Below are 20,709 nucleotides of genomic sequence, written 5' to 3' on the forward strand. Positions count from 1 at the left end.
AAGCGCGGACGGTTCCGGTGCCGCACCGAGCCGCGCTGCCCCGAACCACCCCCTAGTACCACCATGGCCACCCGCATCGCCATCAACGGCTTCGGCCGCATCGGTCGCACCGTCTTCCGCATCCTCCACTCCCGTCCCGGTATGGAGGTCGTGGCCATCAACGATCTCACCGACGCCGCCACGCTCGCGCACCTGCTCGAGTTCGACACGGTCATGGGGCGCTTCGACGCGAAGATCCGTTCCGGCAACGGTTGGATCTCGGTCGACGGCCGCAAGATCACGATCACCGCCGAGCGCGATCCCGCGAACCTGCCGCACGCCGCCAACAAGGTCGACGTGGTCGTCGAGGCCACCGGCGTCTTCGCCTCGCGCGCCGCGTGCTCGAAGCACCTCGACGCCGGCGCCGGCAAGGTGATCCTGACCGTCCCGCCGAAGGACGAGATCGACGCGATGATCGTGCTCGGCGTCAACGACTCGTCGCTGAAGGCCACCGACCGGATCATCTCCAACGCGTCCTGCACCACGAACTGCCTCGCGCCGCTGGTCAAGGCGCTCGACGACGCCTTCGGTGTCGAGAGCGGCCTGATGACGACGGTCCACGCCTACACGAACGACCAGCGCATCCTCGACCTGCCGCACTCGGACCTGCGCCGCGCTCGCGCCGCCGCCGAGAACATCATCCCGACCACCACCGGTGCCGCGCGCGCCGTGGGCAAGGTCCTGCCGCACCTGCAGGGCAAGCTGGACGGCATGGCCATGCGCGTGCCGGTTCCGGTCGGTTCGGTCGTCGACCTGGTCGCGAACCTCGGGAAGGACGCCACGGTCGAGTCGGTCAACGCCGCGATCAAGGCCGCCGCGAAGACGAAGGGCCTGAAGGGCATTCTCGAGTACTCGGAGCTGCCGCTCGTCTCGAGCGACATCGTCGGCAACCCGCACAGCTCGATCTTCGACGCCCAGTCGACCATGACCATGGGCAAGCGCCAGGTGAAGGTCGTCAGCTGGTACGACAACGAGTGGGGCTACAGCAACCGCGTCTGCGACCTGATCAAGCTCGCGCACTCGCTGAAGGCGAAGCGCGCCGCGAAGAAGGCGCCCGCCAAGAAGGCCGCGGCGAAGAAGTCGACGACCAAGAAGCGCGTCGCCAAGATCGCCTGAACCACGAGGAGTTCCACCGTGACCGTTCGCTCCCTCTCGGACTTCGATCTCGACCGCAAGCGCGTCCTCGTCCGTGCGGACTTCAACGTCCCCATCGATGGCGCGACCGGTGCGATCGGTGACGACACGCGGATCCGCGCGGCCCTGCCGACGATCCGTGCGATCTGCGAGGGCGGCGGCACGGTGGTCCTCATGAGCCACCTCGGCCGGCCCAAGGGCCAGGTGGTCGAGGCCGAACGGCTCGCTCCGGTCGGTCACCGACTGGGCGAGTTGCTCGGACGCGACGTGATCTGCCTGCCCGAGAGCACCGGACCAGCGGTCGCGGCGAAGATCGCCGCTTGTGCACCGGGTTCGGTGATCCTGCTCGAGAACGTGCGGTTCCACCCGGGCGAGACGAAGGGCGACATGGCGCTGGCCGCGGAGTTCGCCGTGCTCGGGGACCTGTTCGTCCTCGACGCGTTCGGCACGGCGCACCGCGACCACGCCAGCGTCTGCGGCGTCGCACGCCTGTTGCCCAGTGCTGCGGGGCTGCTGCTCGAGCGCGAGTTGGCCGCCTTCGCCCGCGTCCTCGAGAAGCCCGAGCGCCCGCTCGTGGCGATCCTCGGCGGCGCCAAGGTCAGCGACAAGCTGAAGGTCGTCGACAATCTGATCGACCGCGTCGACGCGCTGATCGTCGGCGGCGGGATGGCCTACACGTTCCTGCGCGCCCAGGGGATCGGCGTCGGTTCGAGCCTCGTCCAGGAGGACATGCTCGACTCGGTGAAGGCGAGTCTCGGGCGGGCGGCGGAGCGCGGCGTCGACGTGGTCCTGCCGAGCGACCACGTGATCGCCCGGCGTTTCGCCTCGGACGCCGAAGCGACCGTCGTGACGGGTGACATCCCCGACGGTTCCATGGGCCTCGACATCGGACCCGCGAGCCGCGAGCGCTGTGCAGCGGTCATCGCCGGTGCGAAGACGCTGGTCTGGAACGGACCGATGGGGGTCTTCGAGTGGGACGCGTTCGCCGCGGGCACGATCGCGATCGCGCGCGCCGTGGCGGACTGCCCGGGCTACACCGTCGTCGGTGGCGGCGACTCGGTGGCGGCGGTCGAACGCTTCCATCTCGCGGACGAGATGGACCACATCTCGACCGGCGGTGGGGCGAGCCTCGAACTGCTCGAGGGCAAGGTCCTGCCCGGTATCGCGGCGCTGGAAGCCTCGCCGCGCGGCTGATGAGCTCGGGAGTGGTCGATCGGGATTCGGGACCCAGCACGTCCCGAACGGTCGAACCCAGGGCGCCGCTCGCTCCGGTTAGTCTCCTCCGATGGTTCCCAGCCGCACCGCATCCACTGCGTTCGTCGTCCTCGCAGGGCTGGCGTTCGCGGGACTGACCGCGGCCCGCGCAGGGAACGGATCGGTCGCGGGTGCAGGTCGCGCCGCCGAGACATCGACCGAGCGCTCGCGTGCGGGACCGAGTGCGTTCGACGGTGCGGCGGACCTCGATCGAGCGGCGCGCGGGATCCTCGCCCGCCACTGTTACGCCTGCCACGGACCCGACGCGGCCGCGCGCGAAGCAGAGCTGCGACTCGACACCGCGCAGGGCCTCGCCGCCGCGACCCTGTTCGGCGCGATCGTGGTACCCGGCGATCCGGACCGCAGTGAACTCGTGCGGCGCGTGCTCGCTGCGGACGAGCCGATGCCGCCGCGCGATCACGGCGACCCGCTCGCGCCCGAGGACGTGGCGACGCTGCTCGCCTGGGTCGAGAGCGGCGGGCGTTTCGCCGAACACTGGTCGTTCACAGCGCCCGTTCGGCCACACGTGCCCGAGGCCGGGGACGGCTGGGCGCGCTCGGCCGTCGACCGGTTCGTCGCGCGCGCACACGCACACCACGGGCTCGAGCCCACCGCGGAGGCCGACCGCGCCACGCTGCTGCGGCGCGTGAGTCTCGACCTGACCGGTCTTCCTCCCACGCCCGAGCAGGTGGCCGCGTTCCTCGCCGACGAGCGCGAGCACGCCTACGAATTCGCGGTGGATCGACTGCTCGCCGAGCCGGCCTACGGCGAACGCTGGGCGAGCGTCTGGCTCGACCTGGCGCGCTATGCCGACACCTGCGGCTACGGCATGGACCTGCCGCGCACGATCTGGCCCTGGCGCGACTGGGTGGTGGATGCGTTCAACGCGAACATGCCGTTCGACCGGTTCACGCTCGAGCAACTGGCGGGCGATCTGCTGCCCGACGCGGACGACAGCACGCGCCTCGCGACCGCGTTCCACCGCAACACGCTGAACAACACCGAGGGCGGCACCGACGACGAGGAGTTCCGCGTGCTCGCCGTGAAAGATCGCGTGGACACGACGTTCGCGGTCTGGACGGGTCTCACGGCCGGCTGCGCGCGCTGCCACGACCACAAGTTCGACCCGCTCTCCCAGGTCGAGTACTACGAGCTCTTCGACCTGTTCAACCAGACCCAGGACGCGGACACCGACGACGATCGGCCGCGGCTCGTCACCCCGCGCGGAGAGGCCGAGATCGAGCGGATCGCACGGGCGCGAACCGAGGTCGAAGCCGCTGGCGTGGCGCTCTTGGCCGTGCGCGAACGGGTGGCGGAGGGCGGAGCGGGTGATTCGGACCTGGTTGACGCGACCGAACGACTCGAGCGCGCGCGCACCGCTCTGCACGAGCTCGACGTGACGCGCACGCCCGTGCTGGTCGAGGTCGACGCGAGCGCGCGCCGCAGCAGTCACGTGCACGTGCGCGGGAACTGGTTGGAACACGGGCAAGAGGTGCGCGCGGCCGTCCCCGACCGCTTCGTCTTCGAAGGTGAGCCCGCACCGAGCAATCGCCTCGAACTGGCCCGTTGGCTGGTCGATCCGCGCCATCCGTTGACGGCGCGCGTGAGCGTGAACCGCTTCTGGGCGCGTCTGTTCGGTCAGGGGCTCGTGGCGACGGAGGAGGACTTCGGGACGCAGGGTTCCGCGCCGAGCCATCCCGAACTGCTCGACTGGTTGGCGGTCGAGTACGTGGCCAGTGGCTGGGACACGAAGGCGCTGCTGCGCACGCTCGTCACGTCGGCGACCTATCGCCAGGCGTCGAGTGCGCCCGCGGCGGTGCGCGCGCTCGATCCGACGAACACGTGGCTCGCGCGCGGGCCGCGCCGGCGACTCGAGGCCGAAATGGTGCGCGACGCGAGCCTGCGCGTCGCTGGACTGCTGGTCGAACGGCGCGGCGGACCGGCCGTGTTCCCGCCCCAACCGGCGGGCCTGTGGAACGTGGCGTTCGACGGTGGGAGGGACTGGACCACCAGCACGGGTGAGGATCGGTATCGCCGCGACCTGTACACGTTCCTGCGTCGCACCCAGCCGTACCACACGCGCACGACCTTCGACGGCACGAGTCGCGAGACCTGCACCGTTCGCCGCATTCCGACGAACACGCCGATCCAAGCGCTGGTGACGCTCAACGACCCGGTCTTCGTCGAAGCGGCCCAGGCGCTCGCGCGGCGGATGCTGCGCGGGGCGGCGACGGGTGGCGATCGCGCGCGGATCGAGCTGGGCCTCGAGTGGACGCTCGCGCGTCCCGCGGATCCAGAACGCGTGGACGTCCTGCTGGAGCTGCTGACGCGCGCGCGCACGGACTTCGCGACCCGGGCCGAGGACGCGCGGGTGTTCGCGACGGACCCACTCGGGCCGCTGCCGGGGGATCTCGACGTCGTCGACGCCGCCGCCTTCACCCTCGTCGCCAACGTCCTCTTGAACCAGGACGCCTTCCTCACCAACGAATGACGAGCGACCACGATGCAGCCCTGCGCATGGGTCGACGCGCGTTCTTGAGAGGGGGCGGGCTCGCGCTCGGGGCGATGGCGCTGGGCGCGCTGCGCGACCCGGGCGGCGGTGGATGCGTGCGACCGGGGGCCCGCGCGAAGCACGTCATCTACCTGCACATGTCGGGCGGCCCACCGCAGCAGGAGCTGTTCGACCGCAAGCCCTTGCTGGAGCGACTCGACGGCCAGCCGTGCCCGCCGGAGCTGATCGAAGGTCGCCGCTTCGCCTTCACGCGCGGCGTGCCGAACGTGCTCGGACCGCGTCACGGTTTCGTCCAGGCCGGTGACGACGGCCGCTTCGTGAGCGCGTTGATGCCGCGCTTCGCCGAGGTCGTCGACAAGGTCTGCATGGTGCACTCGATGACCACGGACCAGTTCAACCACGCACCGGCCGAGCTGCGTCTGTTCACCGGCTCGCCCGTCTTCGGCGGCGCGTCGATGGGCGCCTGGGTGCAGTACGGCCTCGGGACCGAGAACGCGGACCTGCCCGGCTACGTCGTGATGGTCTCGGGCCAGAGCGACCCGACGGGTGGGAAGAGTCTGTGGGGCAGCGGCTTCCTCCCGCCGCAGCACCAGGGCGTTCGGCTGCGCTCCCAGGGCGCGCCCATCCTGTTCCTCGACGATCCCGCAGGCCTCGGGCGCGAACTGCGCGGGGCCAGCGTGGAAGCGCTCGCGCGACTGGGCGCCATCGACGCGCGTTCGAGCGGCGATCCCCAGAGCAGCGCGCGCGTGGCCCAGTACGAACTGGCGTTCCGCATGCAGCGCTCGGTACCAGAGGCGGTCGATCTTGCGGCCGAGGACGAGGACACGCTCGCGTTGTACGGCGCCGCGCCGGGCGGCCGCTCGTTCGCGAACCACTGTCTGGCCGCGCGCCGACTCGTCGAACGCGGCGTGCGTTTCGTGCACCTGTTCGACTGGGGCTGGGACCTGCACGGCACCGGACCGGGCGACGATCTCGACACGGCGTTTCCAGAGAAGTGTCGCGCGGTCGATCGTCCGATCGCCGCGCTGCTGCTGGACCTCGAACGACGCGGACTGCTGGACGAGACGCTGGTCGTGTGGGGCGGTGAGTTCGGCCGCACCGCGACGAACGAAGCGCGCAACGGCTCCACGCACTTCGGTCGCGACCACCATCCGGACGGCTTCACCATGTGGTTGGCGGGCGCGGGCGTGCGCGCTGGACACCACCACGGCGCCACCGACGAGATGGGCTGGGGCGTCGAGCGCGATCCCGTCACCGTCCAGGACCTGCAGGCGACGATCCTGCACCTTCTCGGGCTCGACCCGCACGCGTTCAGCTATCACCATCTCGGACTCGACCAGCGCCTGATCGGACCGGACGACGCGCCGCGCGTGGTGCGCGAACTCCTGGCGTGAGAGTGCCTGCTTCGGCGGGCGACAGGGCGAGCGGTCGATGGGTGCCGTGCGGATAGGATCGCTCGCATGAAACGACCCAGACGCGTCGGAGTGCTGACAGGTGGGGGCGATTGCCCCGGACTCAACGCCGTTCTGCGCGCCGTGACCAAAGGGCTCCTGAGGGCGGGGACGGAAGTGATCGGCATCGAGGACGGCTTCCTCGGACTCATCACCGATCGCATGCGCAGCCTCGATCACGACGCGGTCAGCGACATCCTCAACCTCGGTGGCACGATCATCGGGACGAACAACCACTCGAATCCGAGTCGCTTCTTCGTCGGAATGGGGCCGGACGGCCAGCCGCGTTTCGAGAGTCGCGTCGACGAGTGCCTGGCCCACGCGGAGTCGCGCGGCCTGGACGCGCTGCTGGTCATCGGGGGCGACGGGACGATGACTAGCGCACAGCCACTGAGCGCGCGCGGTCTGCCGACGATCGGACTGCCGAAAACGATCGACAACGACATCCACGGGACCGAGTTGACGTTCGGGTTCCAGTCGGCGACCGCCGTCGCCACCGAAGCGCTCGACCGCCTGCACACCACGGCGGCCAGCCACCACCGCGTCATGGTCTGCGAGGTCATGGGGCGCAACGCGGGCTGGATCGCGCTGCACGCGGGCGTCGCGTCGGGTTCGGACGTGATCCTGATCCCCGAGATCGGCTACCGACTCGAACACGTCTGCGAAGCGGTGCGCGAGCGGGCCAAGCGAGGGCGGCGCTTCACGATCGTGTGCGTGGCCGAAGGCGCGGCGGAAGTGGGCGGTGAACAGGTGGTCCGGCGCCACGTGGCGCAGTCGTTCGACCCGATCCGTCTCGGCGGCATCGCGGAGCGGCTCGCGGGGCAGATCGAGGCCGAGACCGACGTTCCGGCCCGTTTCGTCGTGCTGGGTCACGTGCAGCGCGGCGGAAGCCCCGTCCACCAGGATCGCGTGCTCGGAACCGAACTCGGCATCGCGGCCGTGAACCTGGTGGCGCAGGGGCGCTTCGATCGCATGGTCGCGGTCCAGCGGGGGCGCATCGTCGACGTGGACATTCGCGAGCCCGCCGGCGTGCAGCGCACGGTGCCCGTCGACGACCCGCTCGTCGCCGCCGCGCGCGGGGTCTACACTTCGTTCGGGGACGCGCCCTACGAGCGGATCCGTTGAGACCCCGTGGGCCGCTGGTCCAGCTCCTGTCCGCCACCCCGCACGCACCGCAGCTCGAACCGCCGCTCGAACCATGGAACGCACCGCCTCGGACACCGCCAGCTCCACCGTCGGGCCGCCGATCGTGATCGCGCCCTCGCTCCTGTCGAGCGACTTCGCGCGCCTCGGACACGAGGTCCGGCGCCTCGAGGCCGCGGGCGCGGACTGGCACCACGTGGACGTGATGGACGGACACTTCGTGCCGAACCTCACCATCGGTCCGCCGGTGGTCGCGGCTCTCGCCCGAGTGGCGACGCGCCCGCTCGACGTGCACCTGATGATCAGCGAGCCGCGCCGCTACGCCCCCGACTTCGCCAAGGCCGGGGCGCACGTCCTCACCTTCCACCTCGAGGCGGTCGGCGAGCAGCACGCGCGCGAGACCGCGACCGCGTTCCGCGACCTCGGGATCTCGACGGTCGGCATCTCGATCAACCCGGACACCGAGGTCGAGCGCCTGGAAGGGGTGCTGGACCTGGTCGACCTCGTGCTGATCATGAGCGTCTATCCGGGCTTCGGCGGCCAGGCCTTCATGCCCGAGGTGCTCTCGAAGACGCGCTGGTTGCGCGAGCAGGGCTTCCGTGGCCACGTCGAGATGGACGGCGGCCTGGACGCGGAGACCCTGCCCCTGTGCGTCGCCGCGGGCGCGAACGCCCTCGTCTCGGGCTCGGCGCTGTTCAAGGCGCCGGACCTGGCGGCCGAGATCGCCCACTTCCGCGATCTCGCCGAAGGCGCCCGGACCGCACCCCGACGCTCCTGAGGACGTTCGAGGCCGTTCGCGCGGCGCGGACGCCCGAAGTACCGCCCTGGCGCCCGCTTCGGGTACCGGGCCTGGGCCGATCGGAGGCGGCAGGGTCGACAGCGGACCCCGTCCCGGTAGCCTTGGGGGTCGACGGAGGGGGCCCGGACCGATCCGGGCGCGAGGGGCAACCGCAGGGGCCAGCCGAGGAACCAGTCATGAGTGCATCCAAGAACGACAAGGACACGAGCCGCGAAGAGACCGAGGGCAAAGGCGCCACGGGTGCTTCGTCCAAGTCGCGCACCGAGGCCCGCGAGGCGGAGCGCGAAGGTGCGAAGAAGGGCCGGCTGGCTCGCTGGCGCTTCTCGAAGAAGAAGGACATGCCGGGTGGCCTGTGGCTCAAGTGCGAGGCCTGCTCGAACCTGATCTACCGCAAGGAGCTGGAAGAGGCCGGGCGCGTCTGCCCCAAGTGCCAGTTCCACTTCACGCTGCCCGCGCGCGAACGCCTCCAGTCGCTCGTCGACCCCGACAGCTTCCTCGAGATGTTCGAGGACATCGAGGCGCTCGACCGCCTCGAGTTCATCGACTCCGTGCCGTACTCCGAGAAGATCGCTCGGACCGTCCAGCGCACCGGCCAGAAGGAAGGCCTCGTGTGCGGCAAGGCCCAGATCGAGGGCCGCTCGGTCGTGGTCGCGATCCTCGACTTCCAGTTCATGGGCGGCTCGATGGGCGAGGTCGTCGGCGAGAAGATCTCGCTGGCCTGCGACGTCGCCCGCCGCGACGGACTGCCCGTCGTCATCTTCACCAGCTCGGGCGGTGCGCGCATGCACGAAGGTGCGCTCAGCCTGATGCAGATGGCCAAGACCTGCTCGGCGCTCTCGCGCCTGCACGAGACCGGCAACATGTCGATCTGCGTCATGACCCACCCGACCACGGGCGGCGTCACGGCCAGTTTCGCTTCGGTCTGCGACATCGTTCTGGCCGAGCCGGGCGCCCTGATCGGCTTCGCCGGTCCGCGCGTGATCGCCGCCACGCTGAAGCAGGAGCTGCCGAAGGGCTTCCAGCGCGCGGAGTTCCTGATCAACAAGGGCATGTTGGACGACATCGTCCCGCGCGACGAGCTGCGCGACCGCATCGCCCGCCTGCTCGACTACGACCTCGGGACCCACGTGGTGCGCCGCTCCAAGCAGCCCGCCACCAAGACCGATCGCGCGGCCTCCGACCGATCGGTGGCGAGCGGTGACGGCACGGACGGCCCGGACCGCGGTGTTCCGAACCGCCTGCGCGAAGGCATCAGCGAGAACTGACGCGAACACGGCCCCGCGACGCACGAGCCCCCGGCACCGATCACTCGGTGCCGGGGGCTCGTTCGTTCCGCGCGACCGTTCGAGCCGCGCGGCGCGGACCGGCGCCCGCTCAGAAGTTCGGGAAGGTCGTCGCGATGAAGGCCTGGATCAGGCCCGAGACGGTCTGGCTCTCGTTGGACAAGGGCAGCCAGTAGCTGAACGTGTGCGCGCGGTCGTCGGTGTTGCCGCGGGCGAAGACCGTGATCGTCGTGAGCGGCAGGTCGGCGACCGGAATGTCCTCGTCACAGATCTGTCGGGCTCCGGCCTGCACGAGCGACTTGAGCAGGGCGCGCGCGGCGGTCGGCTGGATGTAGGTGATGTCGGCCTTGTTCGCGCTCGGGAACAGGGGCGTACCACCCGACACGCTGGAGATCGAGACGACGCCGTTGTCGTACACGGCGAGGTGTTGGTGGATGACGCCGGTCAGGCTGTAGCCGGAGACGTCGTACATCAACAGCGGCTCCTGATCGAGCGTGTTGGGGCACAACGTGGCCGACAGCGGCGGCCCGATCGGCGTGGGCGGCGCGGGAAGTTGTGGCTGCTGTGACTGCGAGGCAGCGACGAAGGGCAGCGCGGCGATGGTCAGGAAGAACGTGGTGCGAAGCATGCGGGACTCCTCGTGGTGTGGTTCGGACGCCGAGCTGGTGCTCGACGATCCTCGGGTGAGGTGTCGTGGGCTCGATCCGGTCGGACGGCGGACGCCGCGATCAAGGGCCGGAACGTCGGTCCCACGCCAGCGCCGACCATGCGAGCACGTTCGCCCGGCTTTCGGCAAGCCCGGACCGAACGCGCTCCTCGCGAACGGCGCACGGGGCCCAAGAGGCCCGAACGTTCAATCCCGGTGGGGAACGCTGGCGCCGGCCGCCGGCCGTTCGAAGGCCAGGACCCAAGAGTCGAACAGGTTGCCGAGCCGCCCTCCGAGTGCCCCGTCGAGAGCCGAACCTGCGGCGTTCAGCCAGACGAGCGGGCGCGAGAGGATCCCGCCCATGCGCGTCTCGTTGAGGTGCATCAACTGCGGGATCGGCCAGGAGAGCTGGTAGTCCGAGCGGGCCACGAAGCGGAAGCCGCGTGCTTCCAACGCTTGGCGCATGCGGTCGGCGGTGACCGCGTTCAGCTCGCGAATCGGAATCAGCGCCTTCTGGCGACGCCGCTTCTTCATCCCGTGCGAGAGCGGATCGAGGTCGGCCACGACGAGCGTGCCGCCCGGAGCGACCGAAGCCGCCAGTCCATCGATCCAAAGCTCGATGTCGGGCGAGAAGCTCACGACGCCCGCGCTGATCACCAGGTCGAACGGCGCCTCGTCGGCGTGGGGCGGACCTTCACCGAATCCCACGCGCATGTCTGGGTCTGCGATGCCGTTCGCGCGGGCGTTCGCGCGCGCGTTCTCGACCATCTGCGGGCTCGGGTCGAAGGCGGACAGGTGCGCTCCCGTGCGCTGCGCGGACTCGATCCCGACCCAGCCCGCGCCACAGCCGAAATCGAGCACGCGCTGCGCTCGCGCGGGAGTGTGGAACGTGGCCACGTAGCGCCGCATCCAGCGAAAGTGCGGGTAGCTCGGACTCTTCGGATCGTCGTCCCACCCGCCGGCGTTCGCGTCGAACTTCTCGCGCGTGGCGTCCGGCGACAGCACGTGGCTCGCGCGTCTGAACGCGAGCAGCGTTCCACCCGTCGTGCAGGCACCGAGCTCGGCTCCACCGCCGTGGGCGCGGCGCAGCGTCTTCCCCGCGCGCATCCGGTAGTAGGCCACGAGGTGCAGGTGAGGCCACTGGGCCTCGCGCAGGCTCGCGATCGTCGCTTCGTCGGGCTCGCCGCCCAGCACCAGCAGCGCGAGGCCCTTCTCGCCGAGGCCCTCGAGCTCGCCCATGGCCCAGCCGCGTGCCGTCGTGCCGTCGCCGATCACGCTCTCGTGGCCGGGGCGGCGCCCGATGAAGTCGTCCGCCGTGGCGCCGAGGTCCTCCAGGATCGGGGTCAAGGAGGCGGGAGAGTGGACGGAGGGTGTCACGGGCGCTTGCGGGGGGACGGGGGCTCGAGAGGCTCGGGCACGAGCTGGTGGTTCACGGCGCAGCCACACGGTCGCTCGAGCCGGGCACCTGCTAGCCTAGTCGGATTGCCCCGGGCACTTCCATGAGCAGCACTCCCGAACGCGGCGCCAAGCGCAAGGTCACGACCCACCGCCTCCTCCAACTGAAGGAGGAGGGCAGCCGGATCACCGCGCTGACCGCCTACGACTACTTGATGGCCCAGCGGCTCGACCAGGCCGGGGTGGACGTCATCCTGGTCGGCGACTCGGTGGGCACGGTCGTGCAGGGCCGCGCCTCCACGGTGACCGTGTCGATGGACACGATGGTCTACCACGCGGCGATCGTCTCCCGCGCCGCGCGCCGGGCGCTGGTGGTGGGCGACCTGCCCTTCATGAGCTACCAGGTGAACTCGGACGACGCGCTGCGCAACGCCGGGCGCATGGTCCAGGAGGGCGGCGTCGAAGCGGTCAAGCTCGAGGGCGGCGAGACGGTGGCGCCGACCGTGCGCCGCATCGTCGACGCCGGCATCCCCGTGATGGGGCACCTGGGTCTGACGCCGCAGTCGATCCACAAGTTCGGCACCTACCAGGTGCGTGCGACCGAGCCCGAGGAGGCCGAAGAACTGCGCCGCGGGGCGCGCGCGCTGCAGGAAGCGGGCGCCTTCGCGATCGTCGTCGAGAAGGTTCCGGCCGACCTCGCGGCCGCGGTGACGAAGGAGCTGACGATTCCGGTCATCGGTATCGGAGCGGGCCCCGGTTGCGACGGACAGATCCTGGTCAGTCACGACATGCTCGGCATCTACACGCGCTTCCGGCCGCGCTTCGTGCGTCGCTACGCGGAACTCGGCGACGCGATGGGGCAGGCTTTCGAGGCCTACTGCGCCGACGTGCGGTCGGGCGAGTTCCCGAACGACGACGAGAGCTATTGAGCGCCGAGAAGCAAGGCCGGTTCGACCTCCTGGCGCACAACCGCAAGGCGTGGAACGCCCAGGCGCTCGGCGGGTCTGAGTGGTCGCGACCCGTGGACTCGGCGGCCGTCGCGAGCGCGCGCGCGGCGGGGAAGGCGGGCCGCGCCCCCGACGTGATCCTGACGCCGACGCACCGCGTACCCGATGCGTGGTTCGGCGAGCTGGCGGGCGCCCGCGTGCTGTGTCTGGCCTCCGGCGGCGGTCAGCAGGCGCCCCTGCTCGCCGCGGCCGGGGCCCAGGTCGTCAGCTACGACCTCTCGGACGAACAGCTCGCGCGCGACACCCAGGTGGCCGAGCGCGAGGGGCTCGACGTGACTTGCGTGCGCGGCGACATGCGCGATCTCTCGGTCTTCACCGCCGAGCGCTTCGACCTGATCTTCCACCCGGTCTCGAACGTCTTCGTCGACGACGTGCAGGCCGTGTGGAACGAGTGCGCGCGCGTGTTGGTCCCGGGCGGGCGCCTGCTCGCCGGCTTCATGAACCCGGACGTCTTCGCGTTCGACGACGCGGTGCTCGAGGGCCGGCCGTGCGAGGACGGGGCGCTGCTGCGCCACCGCGTGCCCTACGTGGAGCTGCGTGACGCCGACCCCGCTGCACTCGCTCGCCGCGTGAAGAAGAACGAGCCGCTCGAGTTCGGGCACGACCTCGAGACGCAGATCGGCGGACAGTTGCGGGCAGGCTTCGTGCTCGAGGACCTGTTCGGCGACTTCTGGGACGAAGGCCGCTCGATCCTCGCGAAGCACATGCCCGCCGCCTTCGCGACCCTGTCGCGCAAGCGCGGCTGACGGCGGCGAGCGGGGCGAGCCCGTTCCGAGGGCGCGCCGTCAGCTGCGGGTGACGCGCGTGGTACTGGCCTGGGCCGTCGGCCACAGGACGATCTCGCCGATGTTCACGTGGGCCGGACGCGACAGCGCGAAAAGGATCGCGTCGGCCACGTCGGAAGGACGCAGCGCCTCGAAACCCTTGTAGACCGCCGCGGCCTTCTCGCCGTCGCCCTTGAAGCGCACGTTCGAGAACTCGGTCTCGACCATGCCCGGGTCGACCGTCGTGAAGCGCACGCCGTGGCCCGCGGCGTCCTGGCGCAGACCTTCGTACAGCGCGCGCACCGCGTGCTTGGTCGCGCAGTAGACGCCGCCGCCGGGATAGACCTGGCGCCCGGCGACGCTGCCGAGCACGACGTGGTCGCCGCGGTCGCGCTCGAGCATCCCCGGCAGGGTCGCGCGCGCCACGTTCAGAACGCCCTTGACGTTCGTGTCGAGCATGAGATCCACGTCGGCGGCCGAGACGTTCGGCAAGGGGTCGACGCCGCTCGCCAGTCCCGCGTTGTTGACGACGATGTCGAAGGCCTGGCCTGCGAGCGCCGCCTGCACGCCGGCCGCGTCGCGCACGTCGAGCGCCGCGAAGGGGCAGTCGCCCAGTTCGCGCGAGAGCTCGACCAGGCGTTCCTCGCGGCGTGCGGCCAGGAACGGGCGCGCCCCGGCGGCGAACAGGGCGCGGGCGGTGGCGGCGCCGATGCCGGCACTGGCGCCCGTGACCAGGGCGAGGCGCCCCGCGAGGGGACGGGTCGGATCGATGGTGGAGCTCATGGGCGCATTGTGGATCGGGACGGGGCCCGGAGTCGAGCGCCGCGCTCGGCACCCGTGGCCGTAGGCTCTGGCCCATGGCCGACGACACCGCTCCGAACTCCACCGCTCCCAACTTCACGGTCGAGTACCGCGGCGATCTGCGCTGCGAACTCGTGCACACCGCGTCGGGCGCGGTCGTGACGACCGACGCTCCCGTCGACAACCGCGGCCGGGGCGAGGGCTTCTCGCCCACGGATCTCGTCGCCGCCGGGACCGGCGCGTGCATGCTCACGATCATGGGCATCCGCGCGGCCGACTCCGGTTGGGACCTCGCGGGCACGCGCCTTCACGTGGACAAGCACATGGCCGCGAATCCGCGACGCATCGGGCGGATCGTCGTGCGGTTCGCGTTGCCCGGTGGCTTCGACGAGCACGCGCGCACGGCGCTGGAGCGGGCCGCGCTGTCCTGCCCGGTGAAGGAGAGCCTGGCCGCGCACGTCGAGCTCGACGTCGAGTTCGAGTGGGGCGCCGTCACCGGCTCCTGAACGGAGACGGTTCGAGCGATGGGAGCGCGCAGCATCAGCGGCCTCGGCCGTCGCTCGACCGTGGTGATTGCACTCTCCGTCGCCGCCTGCGTGCTGTTCGTGCTCTCGCTCGGCCTGTGGGTCGGGACGCCGACCGGTTGGAACGTCTTCGAGGCCTGGGGCGCGGTGCTGGGTGCGGGTGACCGCGGGGCCGTCACCCTGGCGCGCTCGCGGATCCTCGAGCTGGCGCTGCTCGCGCTCGCCGCCGGCGTCCAGGCGGGCGCCGCGGTGCTGGGGAGCGAAGGTCGCTCGAGCGCGATCGACGAGGCCCCCGGCGCGTTCGGTGCCACCGGGGCGTCCGTCGCCGACGCGCTGGGGCTCGGCAGCGGGCTCGGCGCCGCGAGCGGTGCGCTCGTCGGCCTGGCATCGACGACGGGCCGGCGCCTGCGCGGGTCCACGCGGCGCCTGGCTCTCGTCGCCGCGGCGCCACTCCTGTTCGTGTGCTACGCCCTCGCGACGTGGTCAAGCGAGACCGCCGTCTGGTTGCGCGCGTCGTCGGTGCTGCTCGGCGACGTGGGCGCGGTCCACGCGCGCGACCTTCTGATCGGCGCCGCGGCGCTGGCGCTGTTCGCGGGCGCACTCCTCGCGCCAGCTGCCGTCGGGCGCGCGCTGGCCGCCGCGGCCCAGGGGTTGGCCGCGGTCGCCGCGGGCTGGTTCCCCGGACTGGCCTGGGTGGCGACGCGACTGGCGCAGGGCGGCGGCCGGTGGGCCGGTCTTGGCAGCCTGCGCACCGCGTGCGCGGCCGCGGTGGTCGTCCTCTTCGGCGAAGCGCTCCTCGCCGCGGCGTCCCAACCCGGTCGGCTGCCCGTCGCCGCGATCACGCTCGGAGCAGCGGTCGCACTCGCACTCGCCCGTGGCTCGGCCTCGCAGGCTTCCGAGGACTCCCGCTGATCGTGCGCGCTCCAGCGAGCACTCGCGGATTCCCTGGTGCGCTCCGTTGCGGCACACTGAGCTCCGGCGGCCCGCACGGATCGCAGCCCATGGAACGACTCGGAACACTCGTCGACGGAACACACGCCCGAGGAGCGACGGCGAGCGCTCTGCCGCGCACGCTCGAGCGCTCCACTGTCGACGGCTCCACGGTGAAGCACGGCACGGTGAAACACAGCACGGTGAAGCACGGCCCGCGGAGTCTCGCGTGAGTCTGGGACTGACCGTGGTCGGCACGTTGGGGTCGACCAGCGCGATCGGCGGCGCCGACGACGCGCTGCACGACCGCCGCCCGATCGGTGATGCGGTGGATCTCGCGGTGTGCGGCGGGCGCTTCGGCTTGGACGTGCAGTTCGTGGCCGCCGTGGACGAGGAGATCGACGCCGAACTGCGTGCGCCGCTCGCGGCCGAGGGCGTCGAACTGGTCTGCCTCGACGGAGCGACGTCCAACACGGGTTCGGAACTCACGCCCGCGTGGGAAGAAGCTCTGCGCGGGTCGCGGCGGCGCGAAGGATTGATCGTGACCTGCGATGCACCGGCGCCGGCGCTCGACTACGCGCTCGAACTGGCGCAGGGCGAACGCACGCTCTCGGCGGTGGTCCTCGCGCGTCCGTACGCGATCGACCCTCGGCGTCTGGGGACGGCCGACGTCGTCGTCGCGGACCTGGCGGCGGCGCGCGCGCTGTGCGGCGACGGCGACGACGTGGGGGCGCGCGGGATCGCCCGCCGCATCGGTGCGTTCGGGCCGAAGCGGGTGGTCCTCCTGGACCGGACCGGGCGCGCTGGTTCGGTCCACTTCGACGGCACCGACATGCGGCGCATCGACTTCGCCAAGGAGAGGGCCGACCACGGCCCGCGCATCACCGTCTTCGCCGCGGTGTTGGTCGCGTCGCTCGCGGGCGGCGAGCACGCCGTTCGGGCGCTGGCCCAGGCCACGCGCTGCGCCGGACTCGCGGACTCGGGCGACTGGCCGTTCGCGCACCTGCCGTCGGCGCCCGGGCTCTCGGGCGAACCCGAGTCGGACTGACCGAAGCACGCCGGGTCGGGCGTGCGAGGGCAGCGAGCCACTTCGTTCCGCGCTCTCCGCAGGGCTCCGCTCCCAGCCCTGGGCCTGGGATCTTAACGGGCGGCCACGAGCGGTCCTCGTCAGACTGGTCGGCCGCCGATGGACACCTTCGCCCCGATGGATTCGCCCGAACGCACCGACCCGAACGTCGACCTCGACGCGCCGGAGTTCTACTTCAACCGCGACCTGAGCCTGGTGGAGTTCAACCGGCGCGTGCTCGAACAGGCGAAGGACCCGCGCGTCCCGCTGCTCGAGCGCCTGCGCTTCCTCTCGATCTCGTCGACGAACCTGGACGAGTTCTTCGAGATCCGCGTCTCCGGCGTCAAGCAGCAGATCGAACTGGGAGCGACGCGTCCTCCGGGACCCGACGGCCGCTATCCGCGCGAACTGTTGAAGGCGCTCTCGGACGCGTGCCAGGAGTTGGTCGGCGAGCAGTACCGAGTGCTCAACAACGTGATCCTGACCGAGCTCGCCGAGCACGGGATCGAGCTGATGGCGCGCGCCGAGTGGGGGGCCGATCTCAGCGAGTGGGTGCGTTGCTACTTCGCCGCGCAGGTGCAGCCGGTGCTGACGCCGATCGGGATCGATCCGTCGCACCCGTTCCCGCAGATCCTCAACAAGAGCCTCAACTTCATCGTCGAACTCGACGGCACCGACGCGTTCGGTCGCCACGGAGGCATCGGCATCGTCAACGTCCCGCGCTCCCTGCCGCGAGTGATCGAGGTGCCCGAGGAGGTCGCGGGTCGGCCCAACGTCTTCGTGCTCCTCTCGTCCGTCATCCACGCCCACGTCGACGAGCTGTTCCACGGCATGCGCGTCGGCTCCTGCCACCAGTTCCGGGTCACGCGCAACAGCGACCTGTGGGTGGACGAGGAAGAGGTCGACGACCTCCTGCGCGCGCTCAAGGGCGAGCTGCCGCGGCGCAAGTACGGCGACGCCGTGCGGCTCGAGGTGGCGGCGACCTGCCCCCAGCGCATCGTCGACTTCCTCCTGAGCGAGTTTCGGCTCGACGAGCGCGATCTCTACGCCGTCGACGGTCCGGTGAACCTCGGACGCCTCGGCCAGGTGTACTCCGCGGTCGACCGCCCCGACCTCAAGTACCGACCGTTCGTACCCGCGACGCCGCAAGGGCTCGAGGTCGAGTCGGACGTGTTCAAGACCCTGTCCTCGCGCAGCGTCGTCCTGCACCACCCGTACGAGTCGTTCGCCCCGGTGATCGAACTGCTGCGCCGCGCCGCGCGCGACCCACAGGTGCTGGCGATCAAGCAGGTGCTGTACCGCACGGGCAGCGAGTCCGCGATCGTCGAGGCGTTGATCGACGCGGCGCTGGCGGGCAAGGAAGTCTCGGTCGTCGTCGAACTGCGCGCCCGCTTCGACGAGCAGGAGAACATCGACCTCGCCACGCGCATGCAGGAAGCCGGCGTCAACGTCGTCTACGGCATCGTCGGCTACAAGACGCACGCGAAGCTGCTCCTGATCGTGCGCCGCGAGGACGGCGGGGTGCGGCGCTACTGCCACCTGGGGACGGGCAACTACCACCCGGGAACGGCGCGCGCGTACACGGACCTCGGACTTCTGACCAGCGACCCCGAGATCGGCAACGACGTTCACCAGATCTTCACGCAGTTGACGGGCCTCGGGAAGGTGCAACCGTCGACCCGCATCGTCCAGGCGCCGTTCCACCTGCACGAGTTCATGGTCGAGCGCATCCGCGCGGAAGCCGAACGCGCGCGCAAGGGCGAGACGGCGTGGATCAAGGCCAAGATGAACGCGCTGACCGAGGCCTCGATCATCCACGAGCTCTACGCGGCGTCGCGGGCCGGCGTCGAGATCGACTTGATCGTGCGCGGCGCCTGCTGTCTGCGTCCGGGCGTGGAAGGCGTCAGCGATCGCATTCGCGTGCGCTCGGTCGTCGGCCGCTTCCTCGAACACCACCGCGTGTTCGCGTTCGGCAACGGCGGCGAACCGGCGGTGTTCGCGGCGAGCGCGGACTTCATGTCGCGCAACTTCTTCCGGCGCGTCGAGACCTGCTTCCCGTTGCTCGATCGCGAGCTCGCCGCGCGCGTCCTGCGCGAGTGTCTCGACCTGTTCCTCGAGGACGACCAGCAGTCCTGGCTACTCCAACCCGACGGCAGCTACGTGCGGTCGCGGGCCGAGAACGCGGGCCCCTCGGCGCAGGCGGTGTTGCTCGAAGAGCTCGCCGGGGTCGTCGAACGCGCGATCTGAGAGACGCGCTCGCGGCTCGACTCACTTTGCATCGGTGGGGCGCGTCGCGTCCTGGACCGCGAGGTCGAAGCCGACGCGTCCGAAGGCTTCGATCTCGGACTCGAGGTCGGCTCGCAGCAGCGGCGCGCGCTCGAGGAGGCCGTTCTCGAGCGTGAGCACCAGTCGGTGCGGGTCACCGGCGTCGGTGGTGAGTCCGGCCGCGGGAACCGGCGTGGCGCCGCGGGCCCGACACAGCACGACCGCGAGGCGCAACACGAGGGCCAGTGCGAGCGCCTCCTCGACGCGCGCCGGCGCACGTTCCTCGACCAGCACCAGATCCAGTCGGCGGCGGTGCAGGAGCACGAGCAGCGACAGCAGGTTCTGGTCGTCCTCGCTGAACCCCGGGAGGTGCGACTCGGCGATCAGGTAGGCGCCGTGACGATGGTAGCCGCCGTAGCGCAGCGCTTGGCCGACCTCGTGCAGGCGCGCGCCCCAGGAGAGGAAGCGTAGGGACTCCGAGTCGAGTCCGAGCGCCGCACCCGCGCCAGCACCGACGAGCTTGCGCGCACAACGCTCGACGCGGCGCGACTGCGCCAGGTCGACCGCGTAGCGCTGTTCGAGGCGCGCGATGGTGTGTTCGCGCAGGTCGTCGTGCCGCAGGCGTCCGATGAGGTCGTAGAGGAGTCCTTCGCGCATCGCGCCGCTGGTGGTCTCGATCCGTTCGATGCCCAGTTCCTCGACCAGACCCAGGAGGACCGCCAGACCGCTCGCGAGGACCGGCTTGCGATCGTCCGAGAGCCCGGGCAGATCGAGCGCGTTCACGCGACCGGCCCGCAGGACTTCGCGGCGCAAGCGCGCGAGTCCGGCGCGATCGATGCCCCCCTTGGTCCAGCCGTTCTCGCGCAGGATCCTCTCGATCGCGCGCGCGGTGCCGGACGACCCGACGACGCGGTTGAAGCCGTGCTCGACGTAGCTCTCCGCCACCGGCACCGTCTCGCGCCGGGCCTTCAGCACCGCGCGCTCGAACGCCGCCTCCGTGATCTCGCCGTTCGGGAAGTACTTCGACGCGAACGCCACACAGCCCATGGCCAGGCTGTTCGCGAACACGATGTCGAACGAGCGCCCCAGGATCACCTCGGTGCTGCCGCCGCCGATGTCGATCACGAGGCGCGGGTCGGGGTCGCCGGTGATCGAGTGCGCGACGCCGAGGTAGATCAGGCGCGCCTCCTCGAGCCCCGGCAGGATCTCGATCTCGTGCCCGAGGACCTCTTCGGCGCGGGCCACGAAGCGACGGGCGTTCCTCGCGCGCCGCAGCGTGTTGGTTCCGACGATGCGCAGCCGATCCGGTGCGACGCCGCGCAGCCGCTCGCCCATCCGCGCCAGGCATTCGAGCGCGCGCACCTGGGTCGCTTCGTCGAGCGTCCGATCGCGCCCGAGGCCGGCGCCCATGCGAACCGGCTCCCGCAGGCGGTCGATGATGACGATCTGCTCGTCGACGAGGCGCCCGAGGATCAGGTGGAACGAGTTCGAACCGAGGTCGAGCGCCCCGATCAGAGAGTCGTCCGCGGGAGTGGTCGAGGGGGGCGGCATCGCGTCTGGGGGGGGGCTCGAGCGAACGGGGACGGCGGGGGGGGGCTGGAAGCTCGCCGCGCGCGTGGTGCGGCAGCGCTCGGGCGTGGGCCGCGCGCGGGGAGTGGGACGCCCGCCCGCGGACCGCGACGAGGCTACACCAGTG

General features: G+C 71.0%; 17 protein-coding genes. 13 read left to right on the forward strand and 4 right to left on the reverse strand.

Annotated elements, in window-relative coordinates:
* Positions 1-63: 63 nt before the first annotated feature.
* The 7 genes from gap to accD all read left to right on the forward strand — a co-directional run bounded on the left by gap (position 64) and on the right by accD (position 9,597).
* Positions 64-1,155 (forward strand): type I glyceraldehyde-3-phosphate dehydrogenase, encoded by a 1,092-nt coding sequence (gene gap / locus Pla163_RS09300; RefSeq protein WP_145186958.1) that lies wholly within the window; start codon positions 64-66, stop codon positions 1,153-1,155.
* Positions 1,156-1,173: 18 nt separating this feature from the next.
* Positions 1,174-2,367: a phosphoglycerate kinase gene (locus tag Pla163_RS09305; RefSeq protein WP_145186961.1), complete on the forward strand. Its 1,194-nt coding sequence runs from the start codon at positions 1,174-1,176 to the stop codon at positions 2,365-2,367.
* 91 nt (positions 2,368-2,458) lie between these two features.
* On the forward strand, positions 2,459-4,918 hold the full coding sequence (locus tag Pla163_RS09310) for a PSD1 and planctomycete cytochrome C domain-containing protein (RefSeq protein WP_145186964.1): 2,460 nt from the start codon (positions 2,459-2,461) through the stop codon (positions 4,916-4,918).
* Complete coding sequence (locus tag Pla163_RS09315; RefSeq protein ID WP_145186967.1) at positions 4,915-6,333, forward strand: DUF1501 domain-containing protein; 1,419 nt, start codon at positions 4,915-4,917, stop codon at positions 6,331-6,333. Before Pla163_RS09310 ends, Pla163_RS09315 begins: the two co-directional genes overlap by 4 nt.
* Positions 6,334-6,399: 66 nt before the next feature.
* Positions 6,400-7,515, forward strand: a complete 1,116-nt coding sequence (locus Pla163_RS09320) for a 6-phosphofructokinase (protein ID WP_145186970.1) — start codon at positions 6,400-6,402, stop codon at positions 7,513-7,515.
* A 73-nt stretch (positions 7,516-7,588) separates the two neighbouring features.
* Positions 7,589-8,311 carry a ribulose-phosphate 3-epimerase gene (gene rpe / locus Pla163_RS09325; protein WP_145186973.1) on the forward strand — a complete coding sequence of 241 codons (723 nt, stop codon included), beginning with the start codon at positions 7,589-7,591 and terminating at the stop codon, positions 8,309-8,311.
* 197 nt (positions 8,312-8,508) lie between these two features.
* Positions 8,509-9,597: an acetyl-CoA carboxylase, carboxyltransferase subunit beta gene (gene accD, locus Pla163_RS09330; protein ID WP_145186976.1), complete on the forward strand. Its 1,089-nt coding sequence runs from the start codon at positions 8,509-8,511 to the stop codon at positions 9,595-9,597.
* Between the two features lie 109 nt (positions 9,598-9,706).
* On the opposite strand, the gene Pla163_RS09335 is transcribed toward accD, so the two are convergent.
* Together Pla163_RS09335 and Pla163_RS09340 are read right to left on the reverse strand one after the other, a co-directional pair.
* Positions 9,707-10,243, reverse strand: coding sequence for a hypothetical protein (locus Pla163_RS09335; protein WP_145186978.1), 537 nt, complete (start codon positions 10,241-10,243; stop codon positions 9,707-9,709).
* Positions 10,244-10,468: 225 nt separating this feature from the next.
* Complete coding sequence (locus tag Pla163_RS09340) at positions 10,469-11,608, reverse strand: class I SAM-dependent methyltransferase (protein ID WP_145186981.1); 1,140 nt, start codon at positions 11,606-11,608, stop codon at positions 10,469-10,471.
* Positions 11,609-11,760: 152 nt separating this feature from the next.
* Between Pla163_RS09340 and panB the strand changes: the two genes are divergently transcribed.
* Positions 11,761-12,585, forward strand: a complete 825-nt coding sequence (gene panB / locus Pla163_RS09345; protein WP_145186986.1) for a 3-methyl-2-oxobutanoate hydroxymethyltransferase — start codon at positions 11,761-11,763, stop codon at positions 12,583-12,585.
* The gene (locus tag Pla163_RS09350) at positions 12,582-13,409 is read left to right on the forward strand and encodes a class I SAM-dependent methyltransferase (protein ID WP_145186989.1); all 828 of its coding nucleotides are present in this window, start codon (positions 12,582-12,584) and stop codon (positions 13,407-13,409) included. The genes panB and Pla163_RS09350 overlap by 4 nt, the downstream gene beginning before the upstream one ends.
* A 39-nt stretch (positions 13,410-13,448) precedes the next feature.
* Here Pla163_RS09350 and Pla163_RS09355 read toward each other — a convergent pair whose 3' ends face one another.
* Positions 13,449-14,210 (reverse strand): SDR family NAD(P)-dependent oxidoreductase, encoded by a 762-nt coding sequence (locus tag Pla163_RS09355; protein WP_145186993.1) that lies wholly within the window; start codon positions 14,208-14,210, stop codon positions 13,449-13,451.
* A gap of 74 nt (positions 14,211-14,284) precedes the next feature.
* Here Pla163_RS09355 and Pla163_RS09360 point away from each other — a divergent pair, with 74 nt between their 5' ends.
* From Pla163_RS09360 to ppk1, 4 genes are all read left to right on the forward strand, one after another.
* Positions 14,285-14,734: an OsmC family protein gene (locus tag Pla163_RS09360; RefSeq protein WP_145186997.1), complete on the forward strand. Its 450-nt coding sequence runs from the start codon at positions 14,285-14,287 to the stop codon at positions 14,732-14,734.
* Between the two features lie 18 nt (positions 14,735-14,752).
* Entirely contained in the window at positions 14,753-15,664 is a 912-nt protein-coding gene (locus tag Pla163_RS09365; protein ID WP_145187000.1) for a hypothetical protein, read from the forward strand.
* Between the two features lie 247 nt (positions 15,665-15,911).
* On the forward strand, positions 15,912-16,730 hold the full coding sequence (locus tag Pla163_RS09370; RefSeq protein WP_145187003.1) for a hypothetical protein: 819 nt from the start codon (positions 15,912-15,914) through the stop codon (positions 16,728-16,730).
* A 138-nt stretch (positions 16,731-16,868) separates the two neighbouring features.
* The gene (gene ppk1, locus Pla163_RS09375) at positions 16,869-18,995 is read left to right on the forward strand and encodes a polyphosphate kinase 1 (RefSeq protein ID WP_419185740.1); all 2,127 of its coding nucleotides are present in this window, start codon (positions 16,869-16,871) and stop codon (positions 18,993-18,995) included.
* 21 nt (positions 18,996-19,016) lie between these two features.
* Here the strand turns inward: ppk1 and Pla163_RS09380 are convergent, their stop codons facing one another.
* The gene (locus Pla163_RS09380) at positions 19,017-20,564 is read right to left on the reverse strand and encodes a Ppx/GppA phosphatase family protein (protein ID WP_145187006.1); all 1,548 of its coding nucleotides are present in this window, start codon (positions 20,562-20,564) and stop codon (positions 19,017-19,019) included.
* Positions 20,565-20,709 lie beyond the last annotated feature (145 nt).

The organism is Rohdeia mirabilis, from assembly GCA_007750655.1.
Taxonomy (GTDB): Bacteria; Planctomycetota; UBA1135; order UBA1135.

Bases quoted from the DNA above. Each gene is read 5' to 3' on its own strand.
- gap (WP_145186958.1), top strand. From the start codon at position 64: ATGGCCACCCGCATCGCCATCAACGGCTTCGGCCGCATCGGTCGCACC.
- Pla163_RS09310 (WP_145186964.1), top strand. From the start codon at position 2,459: ATGGTTCCCAGCCGCACCGCATCCACTGCGTTCGTCGTCCTCGCAGGG.
- Pla163_RS09315 (WP_145186967.1), top strand. From the start codon at position 4,915: ATGACGAGCGACCACGATGCAGCCCTGCGCATGGGTCGACGCGCGTTC.
- Pla163_RS09320 (WP_145186970.1), top strand. From the start codon at position 6,400: ATGAAACGACCCAGACGCGTCGGAGTGCTGACAGGTGGGGGCGATTGC.
- rpe (WP_145186973.1), top strand. From the start codon at position 7,589: ATGGAACGCACCGCCTCGGACACCGCCAGCTCCACCGTCGGGCCGCCG.
- accD (WP_145186976.1), top strand. From the start codon at position 8,509: ATGAGTGCATCCAAGAACGACAAGGACACGAGCCGCGAAGAGACCGAG.
- Pla163_RS09335 (WP_145186978.1), bottom strand. From the start codon at position 10,243: ATGCTTCGCACCACGTTCTTCCTGACCATCGCCGCGCTGCCCTTCGTC.
- panB (WP_145186986.1), top strand. From the start codon at position 11,761: ATGAGCAGCACTCCCGAACGCGGCGCCAAGCGCAAGGTCACGACCCAC.
- Pla163_RS09355 (WP_145186993.1), bottom strand. From the start codon at position 14,210: ATGAGCTCCACCATCGATCCGACCCGTCCCCTCGCGGGGCGCCTCGCC.
- Pla163_RS09360 (WP_145186997.1), top strand. From the start codon at position 14,285: ATGGCCGACGACACCGCTCCGAACTCCACCGCTCCCAACTTCACGGTC.
- Pla163_RS09365 (WP_145187000.1), top strand. From the start codon at position 14,753: ATGGGAGCGCGCAGCATCAGCGGCCTCGGCCGTCGCTCGACCGTGGTG.
- ppk1 (WP_419185740.1), top strand. From the start codon at position 16,869: ATGGACACCTTCGCCCCGATGGATTCGCCCGAACGCACCGACCCGAAC.
- Pla163_RS09380 (WP_145187006.1), bottom strand. From the start codon at position 20,564: ATGCCGCCCCCCTCGACCACTCCCGCGGACGACTCTCTGATCGGGGCG.